This is a genomic window from Butyricicoccus sp. (assembly GCF_050872565.1).
Taxonomy (GTDB): domain Bacteria; phylum Bacillota; class Clostridia; order Oscillospirales; family Butyricicoccaceae; genus Butyricicoccus_A.
Genome location: NZ_JBNMHC010000010.1, coordinates 1 through 17,384, shown reverse-complemented (window position 1 = coordinate 17,384; position 17,384 = coordinate 1). Strand labels below are relative to the sequence as shown.

The 17,384-nt window shown below is 47.7% G+C and carries 19 protein-coding genes and 1 other RNA gene; 7 read left to right on the top strand and 13 right to left on the bottom strand.

What is annotated here, in order from left to right; translation table 11 throughout:
- The coding region (locus ACR0P9_RS01325) for a cation diffusion facilitator family transporter (RefSeq protein ID WP_432617046.1) at positions 1 to 439 on the top strand (439 nt) is incomplete at its 5' end.
- A gap of 59 nt (positions 440 to 498) precedes the next feature.
- Here the strand turns inward: ACR0P9_RS01325 and ACR0P9_RS01320 are convergent.
- The 4 genes from ACR0P9_RS01320 to ACR0P9_RS01305 all read right to left on the bottom strand — a co-directional run bounded on the left by ACR0P9_RS01320 (position 499) and on the right by ACR0P9_RS01305 (position 4,547).
- A complete protein-coding gene (locus ACR0P9_RS01320) occupies positions 499 to 1,242 on the bottom strand; it encodes a hypothetical protein (RefSeq protein ID WP_432617045.1) in 744 nt (247 codons plus the stop codon).
- A gap of 608 nt (positions 1,243 to 1,850) precedes the next feature.
- Positions 1,851 to 2,510 (bottom strand): aminoacyl-tRNA hydrolase, encoded by a 660-nt coding sequence (gene pth, locus ACR0P9_RS01315; RefSeq protein ID WP_432617044.1) that lies wholly within the window; start codon positions 2,508 to 2,510, stop codon positions 1,851 to 1,853.
- A gap of 3 nt (positions 2,511 to 2,513) precedes the next feature.
- Entirely contained in the window at positions 2,514 to 4,178 is a 1,665-nt protein-coding gene (locus ACR0P9_RS01310; protein WP_432617043.1) for a DAK2 domain-containing protein, read from the bottom strand.
- An 18-nt stretch (positions 4,179 to 4,196) separates the two neighbouring features.
- Positions 4,197 to 4,547: an Asp23/Gls24 family envelope stress response protein gene (locus ACR0P9_RS01305; protein ID WP_432617042.1), complete on the bottom strand. Its 351-nt coding sequence runs from the start codon at positions 4,545 to 4,547 to the stop codon at positions 4,197 to 4,199.
- Between the two features lie 278 nt (positions 4,548 to 4,825).
- Between ACR0P9_RS01305 and lexA the strand changes: the two genes are divergently transcribed.
- Complete coding sequence (lexA, locus tag ACR0P9_RS01300; RefSeq protein WP_432617041.1) at positions 4,826 to 5,419, top strand: transcriptional repressor LexA; 594 nt, start codon at positions 4,826 to 4,828, stop codon at positions 5,417 to 5,419.
- Entirely contained in the window at positions 5,416 to 7,461 is a 2,046-nt protein-coding gene (recG, locus tag ACR0P9_RS01295; RefSeq protein WP_432617040.1) for an ATP-dependent DNA helicase RecG, read from the top strand. Before lexA ends, recG begins: the two co-directional genes overlap by 4 nt.
- A gap of 72 nt (positions 7,462 to 7,533) precedes the next feature.
- On the opposite strand, the gene ACR0P9_RS01290 is transcribed toward recG, so the two are convergent.
- The 3 genes from ACR0P9_RS01290 to ACR0P9_RS01280 are packed head-to-tail and all read right to left on the bottom strand — an operon-like array spanning position 7,534 to position 10,236.
- Positions 7,534 to 8,529 carry a double zinc ribbon domain-containing protein gene (locus ACR0P9_RS01290; protein WP_432617039.1) on the bottom strand — a complete coding sequence of 332 codons (996 nt, stop codon included), beginning with the start codon at positions 8,527 to 8,529 and terminating at the stop codon, positions 7,534 to 7,536.
- 34 nt (positions 8,530 to 8,563) lie between these two features.
- The gene (locus tag ACR0P9_RS01285; protein WP_432617038.1) at positions 8,564 to 9,331 is read right to left on the bottom strand and encodes a hypothetical protein; all 768 of its coding nucleotides are present in this window, start codon (positions 9,329 to 9,331) and stop codon (positions 8,564 to 8,566) included.
- Positions 9,332 to 9,351: 20 nt separating this feature from the next.
- Positions 9,352 to 10,236 carry an NPCBM/NEW2 domain-containing protein gene (locus ACR0P9_RS01280; RefSeq protein ID WP_432617037.1) on the bottom strand — a complete coding sequence of 295 codons (885 nt, stop codon included), beginning with the start codon at positions 10,234 to 10,236 and terminating at the stop codon, positions 9,352 to 9,354.
- Positions 10,237 to 10,382: 146 nt separating this feature from the next.
- Here ACR0P9_RS01280 and ACR0P9_RS01275 point away from each other — a divergent pair, with 146 nt between their 5' ends.
- Entirely contained in the window at positions 10,383 to 10,595 is a 213-nt protein-coding gene (locus tag ACR0P9_RS01275; RefSeq protein ID WP_432617047.1) for a helix-turn-helix domain-containing protein, read from the top strand.
- A 528-nt stretch (positions 10,596 to 11,123) separates the two neighbouring features.
- Here the strand turns inward: ACR0P9_RS01275 and ssrA are convergent.
- Both ssrA and smpB read right to left on the bottom strand, forming a co-directional pair.
- Positions 11,124 to 11,474, bottom strand: a transfer-messenger RNA (tmRNA) gene (gene ssrA / locus ACR0P9_RS01270).
- A gap of 30 nt (positions 11,475 to 11,504) precedes the next feature.
- The gene (gene smpB, locus ACR0P9_RS01265; protein ID WP_432617036.1) at positions 11,505 to 11,972 is read right to left on the bottom strand and encodes an SsrA-binding protein SmpB; all 468 of its coding nucleotides are present in this window, start codon (positions 11,970 to 11,972) and stop codon (positions 11,505 to 11,507) included.
- A 246-nt stretch (positions 11,973 to 12,218) separates the two neighbouring features.
- Between smpB and ACR0P9_RS01260 the strand changes: the two genes are divergently transcribed.
- The 3 genes from ACR0P9_RS01260 to nadC all read left to right on the top strand — a co-directional run bounded on the left by ACR0P9_RS01260 (position 12,219) and on the right by nadC (position 15,507).
- Positions 12,219 to 13,163, top strand: coding sequence for a ribokinase (locus ACR0P9_RS01260; protein ID WP_432617035.1), 945 nt, complete (start codon positions 12,219 to 12,221; stop codon positions 13,161 to 13,163).
- Between the two features lie 201 nt (positions 13,164 to 13,364).
- Complete coding sequence (locus ACR0P9_RS01255; protein WP_432617034.1) at positions 13,365 to 14,681, top strand: L-aspartate oxidase; 1,317 nt, start codon at positions 13,365 to 13,367, stop codon at positions 14,679 to 14,681.
- Positions 14,641 to 15,507 (top strand): carboxylating nicotinate-nucleotide diphosphorylase, encoded by an 867-nt coding sequence (nadC, locus tag ACR0P9_RS01250; protein ID WP_432617033.1) that lies wholly within the window; start codon positions 14,641 to 14,643, stop codon positions 15,505 to 15,507. The genes ACR0P9_RS01255 and nadC overlap by 41 nt, the downstream gene beginning before the upstream one ends.
- A gap of 183 nt (positions 15,508 to 15,690) precedes the next feature.
- Here the strand turns inward: nadC and ACR0P9_RS01245 are convergent, their stop codons facing one another.
- The 4 genes from ACR0P9_RS01245 to ACR0P9_RS01230 form a co-directional block, all read right to left on the bottom strand.
- Complete coding sequence (locus ACR0P9_RS01245; RefSeq protein ID WP_432617032.1) at positions 15,691 to 15,792, bottom strand: putative holin-like toxin; 102 nt, start codon at positions 15,790 to 15,792, stop codon at positions 15,691 to 15,693.
- A 161-nt stretch (positions 15,793 to 15,953) separates the two neighbouring features.
- Complete coding sequence (locus ACR0P9_RS01240) at positions 15,954 to 16,550, bottom strand: hypothetical protein (RefSeq protein ID WP_432617031.1); 597 nt, start codon at positions 16,548 to 16,550, stop codon at positions 15,954 to 15,956.
- A gap of 58 nt (positions 16,551 to 16,608) precedes the next feature.
- Positions 16,609 to 16,968, bottom strand: a complete 360-nt coding sequence (locus ACR0P9_RS01235; RefSeq protein ID WP_432617030.1) for a TSUP family transporter — start codon at positions 16,966 to 16,968, stop codon at positions 16,609 to 16,611.
- Positions 16,962 to 17,321, bottom strand: a complete 360-nt coding sequence (locus tag ACR0P9_RS01230) for a TSUP family transporter (RefSeq protein WP_432617029.1) — start codon at positions 17,319 to 17,321, stop codon at positions 16,962 to 16,964. Before ACR0P9_RS01230 ends, ACR0P9_RS01235 begins: the two co-directional genes overlap by 7 nt.
- Positions 17,322 to 17,384: the final 63 nt, after the last annotated feature.

The window sequence follows — 17,384 nt, the reverse complement described above, 5'->3', positions numbered from 1 at the left end:
TGCCTTGATGGCGGACGCATGGCATCATCGTTCGGATGCGCTGTCGTCTATCGGCGCATTGCTCGGTATCTTTGGTGCCCGCATGGGCTATCCGGTGCTCGATCCGGTTGCCAGCTTGATTATCTGTATATTTATTGCCAAGGCAGCCATTCAAATTTTCTTGGATGCAACCAATAAAATGGTCGATCATGCGTGTGAGCCGGAGTTGGAACAGAAAATCCGCACCTGCATTGAACAGCAGCCGGGAGTCCTGCATTTGGATCTGCTGCGCACCCGTGAGTTCGGCAATAAAATCTATGTCGATGTAGAAATTGCCGCTGACGCACAAGAAACGCTGGAAAAGGCACATGAAACGGCACAGAGTGTGCACAATGCCATTGAACAAAACTTCCCAAAGGTCAAGCACATCATGGTTCATGTCAACCCGCTGGAAGAGTAAGAAAAATGCCAGAACCGGAACATTCCGGAACTGGCATTTTTTTGTGATTTGGCTTGATTTTAATCCTTGACAATGTCCACAAACGGGATGCCTAGTCCGCCGGAGTGCATAGAGATAGCAATCTTATCTCCAATCATGACTTGATCGTAATACTCTCTGCGAACGGTGAAATGAAAATATTCCGTTTGTGCCATTACGTATATATCATACGATGTATCGTATCTTGTGGAACTTTTCTCTTTATCCTGAATGGTTCCGGATAAGACTTTTGTCGGTGGATTATGATCTAAAACATAATTTGCACCGCTGATTAAAGAAAAGCCAGAGCATATAATAAAAACGATAACAAGAATTTGGGAAAAAGCGGGGCTGTGAAAGAACCGTGTGCGAACAAAAAAAGCAACAAGTAAGATACTGCTTACGATTGAACCGAGTAGAAAAAATCTTGTGTTGAGTTCATAATCTATGCCGTCTTGTGTGGTGATAGCAATGAAAAGACATATCACAGGAATGTACAGCGAAATCATGGACTGTCGGGGACGTGCACGTACATCAGAATCACATAAGAGAAAATACTGCGGAAAACAAGTATAGATTAGAAAAGTAATCAGATAAGCGATCATGCATAGCGCAAGCCAAATTTTATCATATTCAGTGTGCCATACCGCACCAAAAGCGAGAAAAACATCACAGAGCGTTAGGAAAGCTCCAAGAGGACGTAATTCTTTTTGCACTCGATGACTGTAACGCAATCTTTTATCCAGTTTTCCCTGTTGTTCGCGTTTGCGCTTTGCTTCACCCATATGATTTTCCTTTTTGTGTAATAACTATATTGAACGCACAGTCTAACTTGTCTCTCCCTCCGGGAGAGATGTCGCGCAGCGACAGAGAGGGCTTGTACCAGCTATAGTCTTTCTCAGATTTGCCTGATACGAACTTATAGAAATCAGCTCTCTCAGTCTTGCCGCTCTGCGGCAATCCAGCTCTCCCGAAGGGAGAGCCAAGGCGCCCTCTTTGAGGGAGCTGTCATTTGCTTTGCAAATGATTGAGGGAGTTTTTTCAGAGTAAAAATATGTATTTGATTTACTCTCATGCGTGTTTGTTCGCGGGTTGCTCCTTCCGTCACGGCTGACGCCGCGCCACCTTCCTCAAAGAGGAAGGCTGAGGGCTTGTACGGCCAAAGTTTCTTGTTTTTTTGTAGCAAAAGTATACAGGAGAAGCTATATCCTGTCAACCAAAAAAGAAACCGCCGTAAGGCAGTTTCTCTTTTGGAAGTATCCGAAAACTTATCGCTCCTGATACCGCCACTGGAAGTTTTGTATGTTCCCACTATAGCAGAAGGACACAAAAACTGCAAGAAATATTCACAAAGCTTAAGAATTCTTAAGAAATGGCGGATGGGAGCAGAAATTTATTTGTGCGATTCCGGCTGTTTCTGCTTGCCGTTGTATTTCTGCGTGGCGGCAGGTACACCGTTTTCAATCAGTTCGGAAACGGCGAGAACCGCGCGGTCAACAGCGTCATTCATTGCAGGCATCTCTTCCTCTGTGACGTTGGACAGAACCCAGTCTGCCAAATCATAGTCAGGATGCGGCTTTGCGCCGACGCCGACCTTGATGCGTGGGAACTGTTCCGAACCCAGCATGGCGATGATGCTCTTAACGCCGTTTTGTCCACCGGCAGAGCCTTTCGGACGAATGCGAAGGGAACCGACCGGCAGAGAAATGTCATCAAAAATGATGAGCACATGCTCCGGCGGGATTTTATAAAAATCCGCGGCTTCTGCTACAGCGTCGCCTGAAGCATTCATAAAGGTCTGCGGCTTCATCAGCAGACAACGATGTCCGCCGAGAACCGCTTCTCCGGTCAGCGCATGGAATTTTGCGCGGTCGCAGCGCACATTGTGCTTGCTGCAAAGCGCGTCCATCACGCGGAAGCCGGTGTTGTGACGATTGTTTTCGTATTTTTTACCGGGATTGCCGAGACCGACAACCAACCAGTCGATGGACTGGGCAGCAGGCTTGTTTTTCTGCTCCTGCTCCAGCTTTGCAAAAATATCAAAGATAGACATGGATTAACCTTCTGCTGAAACAATAAAATAGTATACCGGCTGACCGCCATTGATGATGGTCACTTCTGCGTCCGGAGAATCGCGGCGTACCATCTTCTCGACGCGGGCTGCGTCCTCTTCGGTCATGTCTGCACCATAGATGATGTTGACAAAAGCGGTATCCTTTTTGCACATTTCACGCAGCATCTTCTTGACAGCATCATCCAGCTTGCGGCTGTTTGCGCACAGCTTGGATTCAACCAGAGCGAGATATTCGCCTTCCTTGATCTTCTTGCCGTCAAAATCGGAATTGCGGGCAGCATAGGTGATCTGACCGGCACGAACGTTAGCAGCTGCATCCAGCATGGCTTCACGATTTTCGTCCAGATCGGCGCTCTCGTCAAAGGACAGCAGAGCGGAAATGCCCTGCGGAATGTTCTTGGTCGGAATGATGACAACCGTCTTTTTCTCGCACAGCGGAACGGCCTGCTCTGCTGCCATGATGATGTTCTTGTTGTTCGGCAGGACATAGACAATCTCTGCCGGAACGGCATCAATCGCGTGCAGAATGTCATCGGTGGACGGGTTCATGGTCTGACCGCCCTGTACCATCTCATCGACGCCGAGATCCTTAAATACATTGACCAGACCGTCACCGGCAGCGACAGAGACAAAGCCGTATTTCTTTTCCGGCTCTGCGATCTTGCGCGCCTTGCTTTCCAGTCCGGCAGCTTCTTCGACAATCTTAGCGGAATGCTGCTGACGCATGTTTTCAATCTTTACCGTGAGCAGCTGACCAAACTTCAGTCCGGCAGCCAGTGCCTCGTTCGGCTGATCGGTGTGTACATGTACCTTGATGATGTCGTCATCGTCTACGACAACCAAGCTGTCACCAATGCTGTTGAGGAACGAGCGCAGACGCTGTACATTGCGCGACTTGTCGCGGCGTTCTGCGATAAACTCGGTGCAGTAGGTGAAGGTAATATCTTCGTCCTTGATGTCGCTGAAGGTTGCGCCGCTCTTTGCTTCCGGTTCCGGCTGCGCAATCTTGCGCTCCTTGTGGATGCCGTTATATGCATCGCTCATGCCTTCCAGCACGGTCAGGAAGCCAAAGCCGCCAGCATCGACAACACCGGCCTTTTCCAGTACCGGATTCTGATGGGTGGTCTCTGCCAGTGCTTCATGGCCCTTTTCCAGTGCTGCACGCAGAACATCGCCGCAGCTGGCTTCCGGATTGGATTGGCACAGCTCAACGACATGCTGGGCTGCTACACGGGATACGGTCAAAATGGTGCCTTCTGCCGGCTTCATGACTGCCTTGTATGCAGCCTGTACGCCTTCCTGCAACGCGAGCGCCAGATCCTGACCGGTTGCTTCCTTGCAGGTCTTGAGATGCTTGGACATGCCGCGGAACAGCAGGGACAGGATGACGCCGGAGTTGCCGCGCGCGCCGCGCAGCAGGGCAGAAGCGGTCAGCTTGCTTGCCGTTGCCAGGTCAATATCCTTGCCAATCTGCTTGGACATCTCGTTCTTGGCAGATGCCATAGTCAGCGACATATTGGTGCCTGTATCGCCGTCCGGCACCGGAAAAACGTTCAGTTCGTTTGCTTCGTCTTTTTTTTCTTCAATGGACAGTGCGCCCTCGATAATCATGGCACAGAACAACTGTCCGTCTATCAGTTTTGACAATTCGTTTTGCCTCCTTATTTAGTCCGCACGGATTGCGTCCACGTAAATATCGACATTCTTTACGTCAACGCCCGTCATCTTCTCGACATTGTAGCGGACTTCACTAATGATCGAACGGCAGATGGTTGCGATATTGACGCCGTGCTCGACAGCAAGATGCAAATCGATATTGACGCCGCCGTCCTCTGCCTCTGTGATGCGCACACCGCGGGACATATTCTCTCTGCGCAGCAGATGCGAGATACCGTCCGAGACAGAACGAATGGTCATTCCCTTGACGCCGAAGCAGCTCATGGCTGCGTAACCAGCTATATCAGCCAAAACCTCTGGCGCGATGTTGATAAATCCGAGATCGGCTTTAATCGTCATCACTATTCCTCCTCTAATCAACCTCATTTACATAGAATCATCCATGTTGCAGATTCTTATTTTCTTGCAAATTTATTCAATCTTATTTTATATTATTTTTACGTTCAGAACAAGGGGATTTTGAAATTGTACGGGCAATATTATAGACTATCCATCACTTTTTCAGATAACGTTCAAAATTTTGCGAAATGTTTTGGAAAAAACCAAACATGCGTTTGCTTTTTATCTGGCTCTTGGGTACAATAGAAAGAGAAATGATAAGAAGGGAAGATCTGCTTATGCGTCCGATCTCTGAAAAACAGAAACAGATCCTGCGCTTTATTCAAGAATATACTGCATCCGAGGGATACCCGCCTGCCGTGCGGGAGATCGCAGCAGCGGTTGGTTTGCGCTCTCCGTCCTCTGTTCATGCTCATGTCAAGCATTTGCGCGAATTGGGGTATCTGGAACAGAGTGAGGGCAAGACGCGAACCGTCAAGCTGGCGGGACAGACTGGCACATCTACGGTGCCTTTGCTGGGCAAGGTTGCTGCCGGTCAGCCGATTTTGGCAGTAGAACAGGCGGAAGCCATCTTACATGTCGATTTACACGGAAGAAGCGGCAGTTATTTTGCCCTGCATATTCAAGGCGATTCCATGATTGATGCCGGTATTTTAAACGGTGATGTCATTGTCGTGCGCAGACAGGGTTATGCGCAACAGGGACAGATTGTCGTTGCGGTAATTGAAGACGAGGCGACTTGCAAGCGGCTGGAAAAGAAAGATGGACACGTTTGGCTCATGCCGGAGAATGAAGCGTATGCACCGATTCCCGGCGATGACGCGCGCATTCTCGGCGTTGTGGTCAAAGTCATGCGGGATTATATGGTATGAAGCTGACAGATGCAGTGCAATTTGTGCGCGGCATTGGCCCGAAAAAAGCAGAACTGCTGCATAAAATCGGCATAGACACGTTGGAAGATGCCGTGCAGTGCTACCCGCGCGGCTATGAAGACCGCACAGCGGTTGTGCCGATTTTTGAGCTGACAGATGGAGAAAAATGCTGTGTTCATGCCGTTGTCGGCGCACAGCCTCAGACCGCGCACATTCGCAAAGGCATGGATGTCACGACTTGCCGCATTTATGATGAGACCGGTCTGATGTCTCTGCGTTTCTTTAACAATAAATACGCATCGGCGGCATTGGAAGTCGGGAAAGAATATGCGTTTTACGGAAAAGTGCAGGCGGAAGGCAGACAATTTGTCATGATTGCACCGGAATTTGAGCCGGTACAAGCTGGAGAAAAAACCGGACGGATTTTGCCGATGTATCCGCTCACAGCAGGTCTGCATCAAAAAGATATGTATAAAGTTACCGATGCGGCATTGCGCGCGCTGCCAGCAGATTATCCGGATTTTTTGCCGAAAGACATTCGAGACCAGCAGAAGTTTCCGCCGCTGAAAACGGCTCTGGCGGAAATCCATCGTCCGCAGACGATGGAGCAGGCACAGCGGGCAAGAAAACGCATGGTATTTGAAGAGCTGTTTTTGCTTGCCTGTGGAATGCGGTTTTTGCGCGCCGGACGGGCAGAGCAGAAGGGAACACAACTGCGCGATTTGAGCTTGCGGGAATTTTATCGCGCCTTGCCGTTTGCTTTAACGGGAGCACAGCAGCGGGCGATTGAAGCGTGCACGATGGACATTGCCATGGGGAAACCGCTCAGCCGCTTGGTACAGGGAGATGTCGGTTCCGGCAAGACGATAGTTGCGGCGGCACTGTGTTATTTGGCTGCAAAAAATGAGAAGCAAGCAGTTATCATGGCTCCGACAGAGCTGCTCGCTCGACAGCATAGGGAAACCTTGGAGCCATTGATGCACAAGCTGGGCATTTCCTGCGGTCTCTTGGTTAGTGCGATGCGCACGAAAGAAAAACGAGAAATTGTAGACGAGATCGCCTCTGGCAAGCTGTCGATTGTCATCGGCACGCACGCCGTGCTCAGTGAACAGGTGCAGTTCCATGATTTGGCGGTCGCGGTTGTCGATGAGCAGCACCGATTTGGTGTCAACCAGCGGGCGGCACTGACAGAAAAAGGCGAAAACGTGCATTTGCTCGTCATGTCGGCAACGCCGATTCCACGGACATTGGCGCTGCTGATTTATGGCGATTTGGATGTTTCTATTATCGATGAACTTCCGCCGGGACGACAAAGAATTAAGACGTATGCGGTCGGAGAACAAACACGCCCTCGCATTGACCGATTTATTGACAATCAATGTGCCGCGGGCGGGCAGGTTTATGTCGTGTGCCCGCTAGTCGAGGACAGCGAAGCGACAGATACCCATCGGCACAGTGCCGAGCAGACGGCACAGCGGCTCAAAACCGTCTTGCCGCATCGGCGCATTGGATTGGTACATGGACGCACGAAAACCGCAGAAAAAGAGCAAATCATGCGCGATTTTGCCGAGGGAAATTTGGATATTCTCGTCTCTACCACTGTTATTGAGGTTGGTGTCAATGTACCGAATGCGACGCTGATGGTTGTGGAAAATGCGGATTGCTTTGGCATGTCTCAGCTGCATCAGCTGCGCGGCCGTGTGGGACGCGGAAGCAGACAGTCTTTTTGCATCTTTTATGGGGCGGATAAAGGTGCTGATGCACGAGAGCGATTGAGCACACTTGTACACACGCGAGATGGATTTGCTATCGCACAAAAAGATCTCGAAATGCGCGGTGCAGGCGATTTCTTTGGTACGCGCCAGCACGGCTTGCCGCCGATGAAATTTGCCGATCTGGCGGGAGATACATGCCTGCTGGAACAGGCAAAAAGCGCGGCAGATGCGCTGATGCAGCGCGATCCGGAGCTGCGCACACAGCCGCTCCTGCGCCAGCGCATTGTGCGATTGTTTGAACAGCACGGAACGGGAAGTTTGAATTAAAAAGAACCAGTCAAGGATTGACTGGTTCTTTTTTTAGGTAGCAGGTAAGGGTTAGAGTGTCAACGAAAAGCCTTATGCGTTTTCGGAATCATCCATGTTCTTTGGACGAGGAGTTCCGCAGTCCGGACAAAATACATCTTGATTGGTCAGACGACGTCCACACTTCGGACAATACACTGGGTCAGGGCGTTTTGCGCCACAATTACTACAGAACTTTTTCTCCGCTGTCATACGAGAATGACACGCAGGGCATTCCCAAGAAGCAGGAATATGTGTATGAATCTGCTCTTTTGCGGATGAAAATGTATCTTTTGCCGAATCGACAACCTTGCTGTAATCTGCCTGCTGTACTTTGTCGCGAGCATGTAAGATGCTTTCTTTGAGCGAGCGGTCATTTAAAATGTTTTGTTCTTGGAATTCTCTGCGGCACTGACGCCAGAGAACACTGGATGCAATGCAGCAAACAATAGCGAGGACAGACCAACCCGTGATGCGAAGCATGTCATTTTCGGCGAGGGAACGGTTGAATTCAAACACAACAAGGAAGTTAAAGATAAACCAAATGACAAAGCAGACGGTCACACCAATACTAGAGTTCTTTCGTTTTAGAATATGATTGATAATCGCATATATTGCAAAGAGAATAGTCATTGCATATAAGAAATTAAAAATATATCCAAGAAAAGATATGATATGGAGGGCTGTGACCGTATCATCATCCATGTACGTGAAGAACCCCAATTTTTCCGTCCGCTTGATGACATAAGTTAAAAAGCTCATGCTTTCACGCCATTCAGAAATCGAAAGTCCCTCGTCAGAAATAGCATCATACAAATTGGAAGCTCCTTGACTGAGACGAGAATTATATGCACTTGTTTCGGAATTATCAACGGAAGATTCTAAGTCAAAATCCACTCCAAAAAGGCTGAGGATTTCATTGATAGAACTTGTGGTATAAGCAAACATTCCTTCATAATAGCTGGTTGTCTTGAGCCAGTTGCAGGAAAGCGTCCAAAGAGATACACATAACAGAAGAATAGATACCCATTGCTTGGTTTTGGTTTTCATATATTTACCCCCTTCTTGATAAATATTATAATATTTAAGATTTGCTCGTATCAGTTTTAGGTACAGTCAATTCAAATAGATTATCTTGTATCCAGACCTTAACATTAGAATAATCCCGAGACCAAGCGTGATCTTCTATGAGATTCTCATATCGGTCTTTAGCCCAATCATAAGCATCGTTGAAAGACCCAGCCTCATTAGTGGCAAGGACAATCATAGAAGCTATCATATAATATTTCATCTGATTTAAAGCTTCTGTATTTTCTTTGGTTCTACCTGTCAGATCACTTGTATCCGCAATTTCGTTAAAATATAAGGGAATGTCATCATGGTTATCTAAGAGAACATGCATGTCTTGGGATACTTCGCTGCCTGAAGGGCGTCCGATCCAGATTGATGCTGAAGAGGAAGAAAAATCTGTGACTTCATATGTCAGATAATATTCTTCATATCCATTCTGAACCAAAGCAGAATTTGTTAAATTGATAGCATCATAAACCAATTGAGATTTGGTATAAATATCTGTATTGCTCAAGTCTATGTTATAACAATTATAATACAGTTCGGGATCATCATCAGGGTTTTGGTCGTAATCATCAGGGTTTTGGTCGTAATCATCAGGGCTTTCGCCGTCATCGTAATTTTCGCCATCTGAATAGTCGCTATCAGAATCAAAATCAGAGCCGTCAAAAAAGTGATTCAATGAACTGTTGACAGAGTTTGCAAAATCAGGTGAGATTGCATAGGCAAATACGCAGAAACCAAAGCAAATTCCAATAGCCAACATTATTGTTCGTTTCATATAAAAACCTTCTTTCGGCTTTACTCAAACAGCACCGGATTTGCCATCAAAACAGGAACGCTGTTAGATGTCTCGCTTTCCACTCGAATGTAAATCCATTTCTGACCAGTCACATCAACACCGATAGAAGTCGGTTCTGTTGTACGGGTCATTTTATCAGAGGTAAACAAAATTTTGTCCCCATCACCGAAAATAGTAAAAGTGGTTGGATCAATATCATCCGGATTTTCCTCTGAAATCGCATAGATCAAATTCAAAGATTTGTATTTTTCTCCTAAATAATATTTTGCATATCCACTATAATCTGCATAGGACGGATAAAGCGTAAATAAATTACCAGGATCATACGTATTGCCAGTGGTGTCACGTACAACCTTCTGTTCGGTAATCGGAACATAATTGTCATTCGATTCTGCAATCGTCAAATCACAGAGCTTATCCGGACTGTTCTTCTTTGTCTCGTCATAGAGGTTATTAATCTCTTCGTTGTCCTTAAGTGCATCTTTGGCACTTTTCAGCACAGCAAGTGCCTTGTCATAGTCGTTTTTGCTGGTCAGTTCGTTCACACGCAGTTTGACCGCGTTGACATACTTGGCAATCAAATCCTTGTTGGACGGAGACTTCTTCAGTGCATTCTCCAGCGTGGTGATAGCATCTTCATAATTTTGGGCGTCGATTGCGCTCTGCGCTTCAGTTAAAGCTTGTTTGGTTGAGTCAGCCTTATTGGAATCGCCTGAATTGTTACTACCGCTATCGATAGTTATGTTGTTGATAACTGTGGCACTGCCGCCGTCACCACCTTTACCGCCTTCGCCACCTTCGGCGTTAGAATCAAAGCATCCGGTGGTTGCGACCATTACTCCGGTGAGAACCAGAGCCATACCGATTTTGTTTCTAAATTTCAAGGTAATACCTCCCAAATTTTGTGAATATATGGTTTGTTTCGACTTGAGTTACTCACAGTTTAGCGAATTTTTCGCTAAAAGTCAATAGCGGAATACTCGCTAAACTATAATCATATCATTCTCTCAGGAAAGGAGACAATGATATGATTTACAGAAGAATACGCGACCTGAGGGAAGACCGAGATTTGACACAGACACAGATGGGAAAGATCCTGTCGTGCAGTCAACGAGTGTACAGCAACTATGAGCGCGGGGATATTGATATTCCAACGCTTATCCTCATCCGGCTGGCGGATTTCCACGATGTTTCTGTGGATTATCTGCTGGAACGTACCGACAACCCACAGACGGCAAGATAATTGCATACAAAAAGAGAGCTGCGAAAACAGCTCTCTTTCTTGTTCTGGTGTGTCTGAAGGTACTTCCTCAAGGACTTCTCCGGGCGCAGTTAAAGATTGACGAATTCTGACAAACTATGTATACTATTCACGGGCACACCATAAAACGGTAGGCGGTTTGCGTTCTCTCCGATTTCATTCAGAGAGGAAGTTAAAGATTCTTTTTCTTACCCTCTCTTGAAGAAGGGAGGGTGATATTGTGTATGTAACCTATGAAGGACTATTCCAGTGCATTACCGCAATTGGTACACTGGGTTTGTTTATCGTGGCATTACTCGAATACATCAGAAAAGGAAAATAACCGCCATGCTTCCTACACATGTGACGGTTATTTCCTAAACCAATAGCATGAGAGGACGCGCCGTCTATCGGTGTGCCTCTTTTTTTATTATGATAGCATTGAAAGATTAGAATGTCAATGTATCTATGAATGATCCGTACAGAATGCATACAAAAAGAGAGCTGCGAAAACAGCTCTCTTTCTTGTTCTGGTGGAGACGAGGGGAGTCGAACCCCTGTCCGAAGGTACTTCCTCAAGGACTTCTCCGGGCGCAGTCATTTGATTAGAATTCCCGCTGCTGCACGCCAAATGACAGGCTTACAGGGTTGGTAGCTTCATCATGCATGGGCGGGGCAAAGCTTACCCGCCGCACGTTCACCGCTAAATGACGCTCTGTCCCGAGCCGCGATACTCTCAGGCAGAACGGGCACGCCTAATTAGGCTGCCTGTAAAGAATAATTGTTGTCAGTTAAATTTAGACAGTTGAGACTTTTAACGCAGATTCTCACTGCGGCCCGCTATCCCAGATTCCACGCCCCCGTCGAAACCGGTACGTCCCCGGATAGTTCGTGCTGAACGAAAAAGAAAAATTATCTGCGAGATTTCATGGCGCGTTCGATTTCGCGCTTTGCGTCGCGCTGAGCAGCTGCTTCGCGCTTGTCATACAGCTTTTTGCCCTTGCACAAACCCAGCTCTACCTTGACGCGCGCATTCTTAAAGTACAAAGACAGCGGAATCAGGGAATAGCCCTGCTGCTTGGTCTTGCCGAACAGCGTCATGATTTCCTTTTTGTGCAGCAGCAGCTTGCGCTCACGCAGCGGATCTTTATTAAAGATGTTTCCCATCTCATAGGGGCTGACATGCATACCTTTGACAAAAATCTCGCCGTCACGGAAGATGCAGTACGAATCCTTCAGGCTGACTGTGCCCTGACGGATAGACTTCACTTCTGTGCCGAACAGCTCAATGCCGCATTCATAAGCCTCTTCGATAAAATAATCGTGTCTGGCTTTTTTGTTGGCAGTGATTTGTTTTGTGCCTTTTTTTTGTACAGCCATGACGCCGACCATCCTTTCGTTTCAGTATTCTTTATCATATCGTTTTATATCCAGAAAGTCAAGGATATTTGCTGGAAATATTGAAAATTTGCTCAGATGAAAATATCCGAAGGAAAATGAGGCGGAAATGCTTGTGCTTCACTTAGAAACATCTTATAATATTAGTAAACTGCATCCGTATGCTGTACAGCATGAAACTTGGACATCATGTATCATCCGAACTGGAAAGATGGAGGGCGGATAACAATGAAAATACTGGTATTGGGTTCTATCAATATTGATTATAACTATTATGTTGGACATATTACGACCCCAAAGGAAACACAGGGCGCTTCTCATATGGAAGTATTCCCTGGCGGCAAGGGATTGAATCAGGCGGTTACGCTTGCACGAGCTGGTCTGGACGTAAAGCTTGCCGGTCAGATCGGTTCGGACGGACAGGAGATGCTGGACAAGCTCAAAGAGCAGCTGTGCATTGACATCTCTCCGGTACGCGTGGTAGAAGGCCGCACCGGTCATGCGATTATTCAGGTGGATGAGATTGGACAGAACGCCATCATGATTTATGGCGGCGCCAATCGAACCATCGATGAAGCGTATATTGATGAGGTACTGGCAGAGTACGAGGAAGGCGATGTGCTCGTTTTGCAGAATGAAATTTCCTGCTTGCAGCACGCCATTGACGCGGCATATGAGAAAAAGATGTTTATCGTGCTCAATCCGTCGCCATGTACGCGTGAATTGCTGCGCAGTGATTTGACCAAAATCTCGATGTTCTGCCTCAACGAGATTGAAGGCCGTTCGATGACGAGCTATGTGCAGCCGGGAGATATTTTGATTCGTCTGGCAGAGATGTACCCGAATTCCCAGTTCCTGTTTACGCTGGGCGCACAGGGTGCTTTTTATAAGAATGGTACGCGCCAGATGTATCAGGAGTCGCTAAAAGTTCCGGTTGTAGACTCTACAGCAGCCGGTGACGTCTTTGAGGGCTATTTCTTGGCCGCATATCTGTATGGAAAGGAGCCGGAAGTTGCTCTGAAGTATGCGACGTATGCTTCGGCACTGTCTGTCACCAAGCGCGGCGCGGCATATTTCTGTGCGCCGACCATTGATAAGGTAGAGGAGTATATTGCCAATCCAAAGCATCGGCCAGACTTCCATCCGGCACCGCCGATTCTGGAACATGCATAATGCATAGTAAAAAATTTCACAAAGTGTCTGGACAAGGCGGGGAACTGCCTTGCAGGATGCATTTCAGTGTGGTATACTGAGATGTAAAAAGTTTGTGCGGTAAATACCGCATGTCAATAGGGAGAAAACTGGAAATGAAACATCTGACGGAGCACGTGTGTGTGCTCACGAATACCGAAAGAAAGTAAGGGGGAGCGAAATATGGAAACTGCTGACATTTTGGTTGTCGGTACCGGTGCTGCCGGATTGTTTAACGCATTACAGCTGCCCGAAAAATACAAAGTTTTGGTAATTACCAAGTCCGAAGCGGATCAGGCGGATTCTTTCCTCGCACAGGGCGGCATGTGTATGCTGCTGGATGACGATGATTATGACAGCTATTTCGAGGACACCATGAAGGCTGGTCATTATGAGAACAACAAGGAATCTGTAGACATTATGATTCGTTCTTCTCAGCACATCGCGCAGGAGCTGGTCGATTACGGCGTAGACTTCCAGCGTGATAAGGACGGAAACTTTGAATTTACCCGTGAGGGTGCTCATTCGGAAAACCGTATTCTGTTCCATGAAGATTTGACGGGACAGGAAATCACCAGCAAGCTGCTGGCTCGCGCAAGAGAGCGCAAGAACATCACCATCCGTGAAAACACCACGCTGGTTGATATTATTTGCGATGAAAAGGCAAATGTCTGCAAGGGCGGCATTATCCGCAATGCAGACGGCACACTGGAAGAAATTCGCACGCAGGCGGTTGTTTTGGCAACCGGCGGCATTGGCGGTCTGTTCCAGTTCTCGACGAACTATCGCCACATTACCGGTGATGCGCTGGCAATCGCTATGCGCCACCACATTGAAGTGGAGCATATCAACTATATTCAGATTCATCCGACCACACTGTACACCACGAAGCCGGGCAGAAGCTTCTTGATTTCCGAGTCGGTTCGCGGCGAGGGCGCATATCTGTATAATAAGGATGGCGAGCGCTTTGTCAACGAGCTGCTGCCGCGCGATGTTGTATCGCAGGCCATCTGCAAGCAGATGGAAAAGGACGGCCGTCCGTATGTAGAGCTGTCCGTTACCCATCTGGATCCGGATTTTGTCCGCAACCGCTTCCCGAACATCTATCGTCAGTGCCTGGAAGAGGGCTACGATATGACCAAGCAGCCGATTCCGGTTACACCGGGTCAGCATTACTTTATGGGCGGCATCAAGGTCAATTCGGACAGTGAGACTTCGATGGATGGTCTGTACGCTGCTGGTGAGACTAGCTGCAATGGTGTACATGGCAGAAACCGTCTGGCAAGTAACTCCCTGCTGGAGAGCTTGGTATTTGCTGAGCGCGCAGCTAACCACATTGCAAAGACGGTAGAGGCTGGTAAGCCGATGCCGACCGATGAAATTCCGTTCGATCCGACATTCTATGCGGACATCGATGAGAAAAACCGCAAAGCGGTTCTTGAAGCTATTAAGAGAAAGGATGAAGCATTCTATGATCAGTGGCTCGACCATGATGCTTAATATGGATCCGGCGATCATCACCGCCCTGCGCGAGGATGTCACCAGTGAGGACGTCAGCACCAATGCCATTATGCGCCAGCCGCAGTTGGGCAAGGCAGAGCTGATTTGTAAGCAGGACGGCATTATTTGCGGTCTGGATGTATTTGCACGAGTATTTGAGATTCTGGAAGAGGAAGCTCATTTTGAAACGACCTATTCTGATGGCGATGAGGTCAAGAAGGGTCAGCTGATTGGCGTAATCTATGCAGATATTCGCACGCTGCTGACCGGCGAGCGCACTGCGCTGAACTTCTTGCAGCGCATGAGCGGCATCGCTACCAATACCAATAAGATGGTAAAGATTCTGGAAGGCAAGCACACAACGCTGCTGGACACCAGAAAGACGACACCGGGTCTGCGTATTTTTGAGAAGTATGCAGTACGCTGCGGCGGCGCAACTAACCACCGCTACAATCTGTCCGATTGTGTCATGATGAAGGACAATCACATTTGTGCAGCAGGTTCTATCACCAAGGCTGTACAGATGGCACGAGAGTATGTCTCCTTCGTTACACAGGTTGAAGTAGAATGTGAGACACTGGAGCAGGTAACAGAAGCTGCTGAATGCGGCGCAGACGTTATCATGCTGGATAACATGGACAATGAGACCATGCGTCAGGCTGTGAAAATTATTGATGGCCGCGCGAAGACCGAGTGCTCCGGTAATGTTACCGCAGAGCGTCTGCTGGAAATTGCAGACATCGGCGTGGATTTTGTGTCCTCTGGTGCACTGACGTATGCTTCTCCGGCAATGGACATTTCGCTGAAGAATCTGACAGCCCTGTAAGATGAAGAAAAGAGCCGCGAAAGCGGCTCTTTTTTGATGGAAATTGGGAATTTGATGGGCTTCTGCATTGACTTTCTGGGGGTTCAATGCTATGATAATAAAAAAGAGGCACACCGATAGACGGCGCGTCCTCTCATGAATTTGGTTTAGGAAATAACCGTCACATGTTTGGTCGCATGGCGGTTATTTTCTTTTGCCTAAAAAGGCGATCAGTGCAATAAGCATTGTACCGAATGAAAACAGTGTCGAAAGGCACTGAAATAAATCAGAAAATGTTACGTACATGATACCACCCTCCCTTCTTCAAGAGAGGGCAAGAAAAAGAATCTTTAACTTCCTCTCTGAATGAAATCGGAGAGGACGCAAACCGCCTACCGTTTTATGGTGTGCCCATGAATAGTATACATAGTTTGTCAGAATCAGTCAATATTTGACTGGTTCTTTTCTTATCGAAACTGAAGGACAATCGCGAAGCCGGTGCTGCCGCCAGAATGCTGATAATCCTGTGTTACCGTGAGATTTCCTTGTTTTCGACCGAGGATTACCCACAGTGGTGTGTTGCTCTCATCACCGATAGATGCTTTGCAATCAGAAAGCTCAAATTGTCCGACAGAACTGCACGCATCAAGAGCGGAGAGATGTTCATGCGCCATGCGATATGGGATATGTACGACGTGCTCGTAGTCGTCATTGCTGCACAGGTAAATATCAATGATTGTTTTAACGCGGCGAATAATCAGACGATACTTTCCGGGTTCTAAGTCAGAAAAGTCTGCAATCGGTATCGGTTGCGCCCATTTGCGGTTTAGACAGGTGTGCAAGGCGACCGTAGCATGTTGCGCTTCTTCTTTGACACGAAAATCAAAACATTTGGTATCAGCGGCAAAGAGCTTAAGAATAGAGGCAGAATCTTGGGTGCTGATATTGCTCTTGCCGACACGAATTTTCGGCTCTCTATGTGTATAGAGAACAATGAGAAGCAAAGTAACGAGAACGGCAATGATGAGCAAAATATCTATGTTGGGAATTTGAATTTGATCCATATAGTTATCTCCTCTCTAAAAAGAATAGTCTCAGTATAGCACGCAGGCGCGAAAAATGCTACTGTTTGGCGGAAGGGGAAAATAACTCTCGAAAGCCGAGAATGAGCAGCAAAATGCCAAATCCGCGGCGCAGCCAAGGCATTGGCAATAAACCGGCTGCAATAGAAGCAAGCGGCGAGGCAAGGCATCCGGCGAGAATACACCAACCGGCAATCCGTTTTTTTACCAAATGATGTCGGAGATGCGAAACCAGTGCTGTGGGTGCACAGCACAAAAAATACAGCAGATTGATACCGGCGGCCGTGTATTGCGGCAGCTGTTCAATCATCGTCAGCCACAGAATCAATAAGGAACCGCCGCCGATTCCAAAACCGGACAGGATTCCGGTTATTGCGCCGACAAAAACACCCATTACCATAAAAATACCGCGCGGATGCCGCCCCAAACCAGCAGCAGAGCAAAAGCTTTGCGAAGCAGCGGAACGGAAACGCGAGAGAACAACAGACCGGAACATAATCCGCCGATTGCACCGCCAAGCAGATAGGGTGCAGAAAACGACAGAGGAATGCTGCCGTTGCGCAGATAAATCAAAACACTGACGGCAGACAGCGGAAAAATCACGGCGACAGATGTGGCAAAGGCTTGCTTTTGTTCCAGACCAAGCCAAGCGGTAAACAGCGGGACGAGAAACAATCCGCCGCCAGCGCCAAAGAAACCATTTGCCGCTCCGGCACACGTGCCGATAATCAAACATTTGGTGCGTTCCTGCATAGGCATCTCCTTTCCGCGGGGATAACAAAAGGCACATCAGCAGAATACTGATGTGCCTGTATT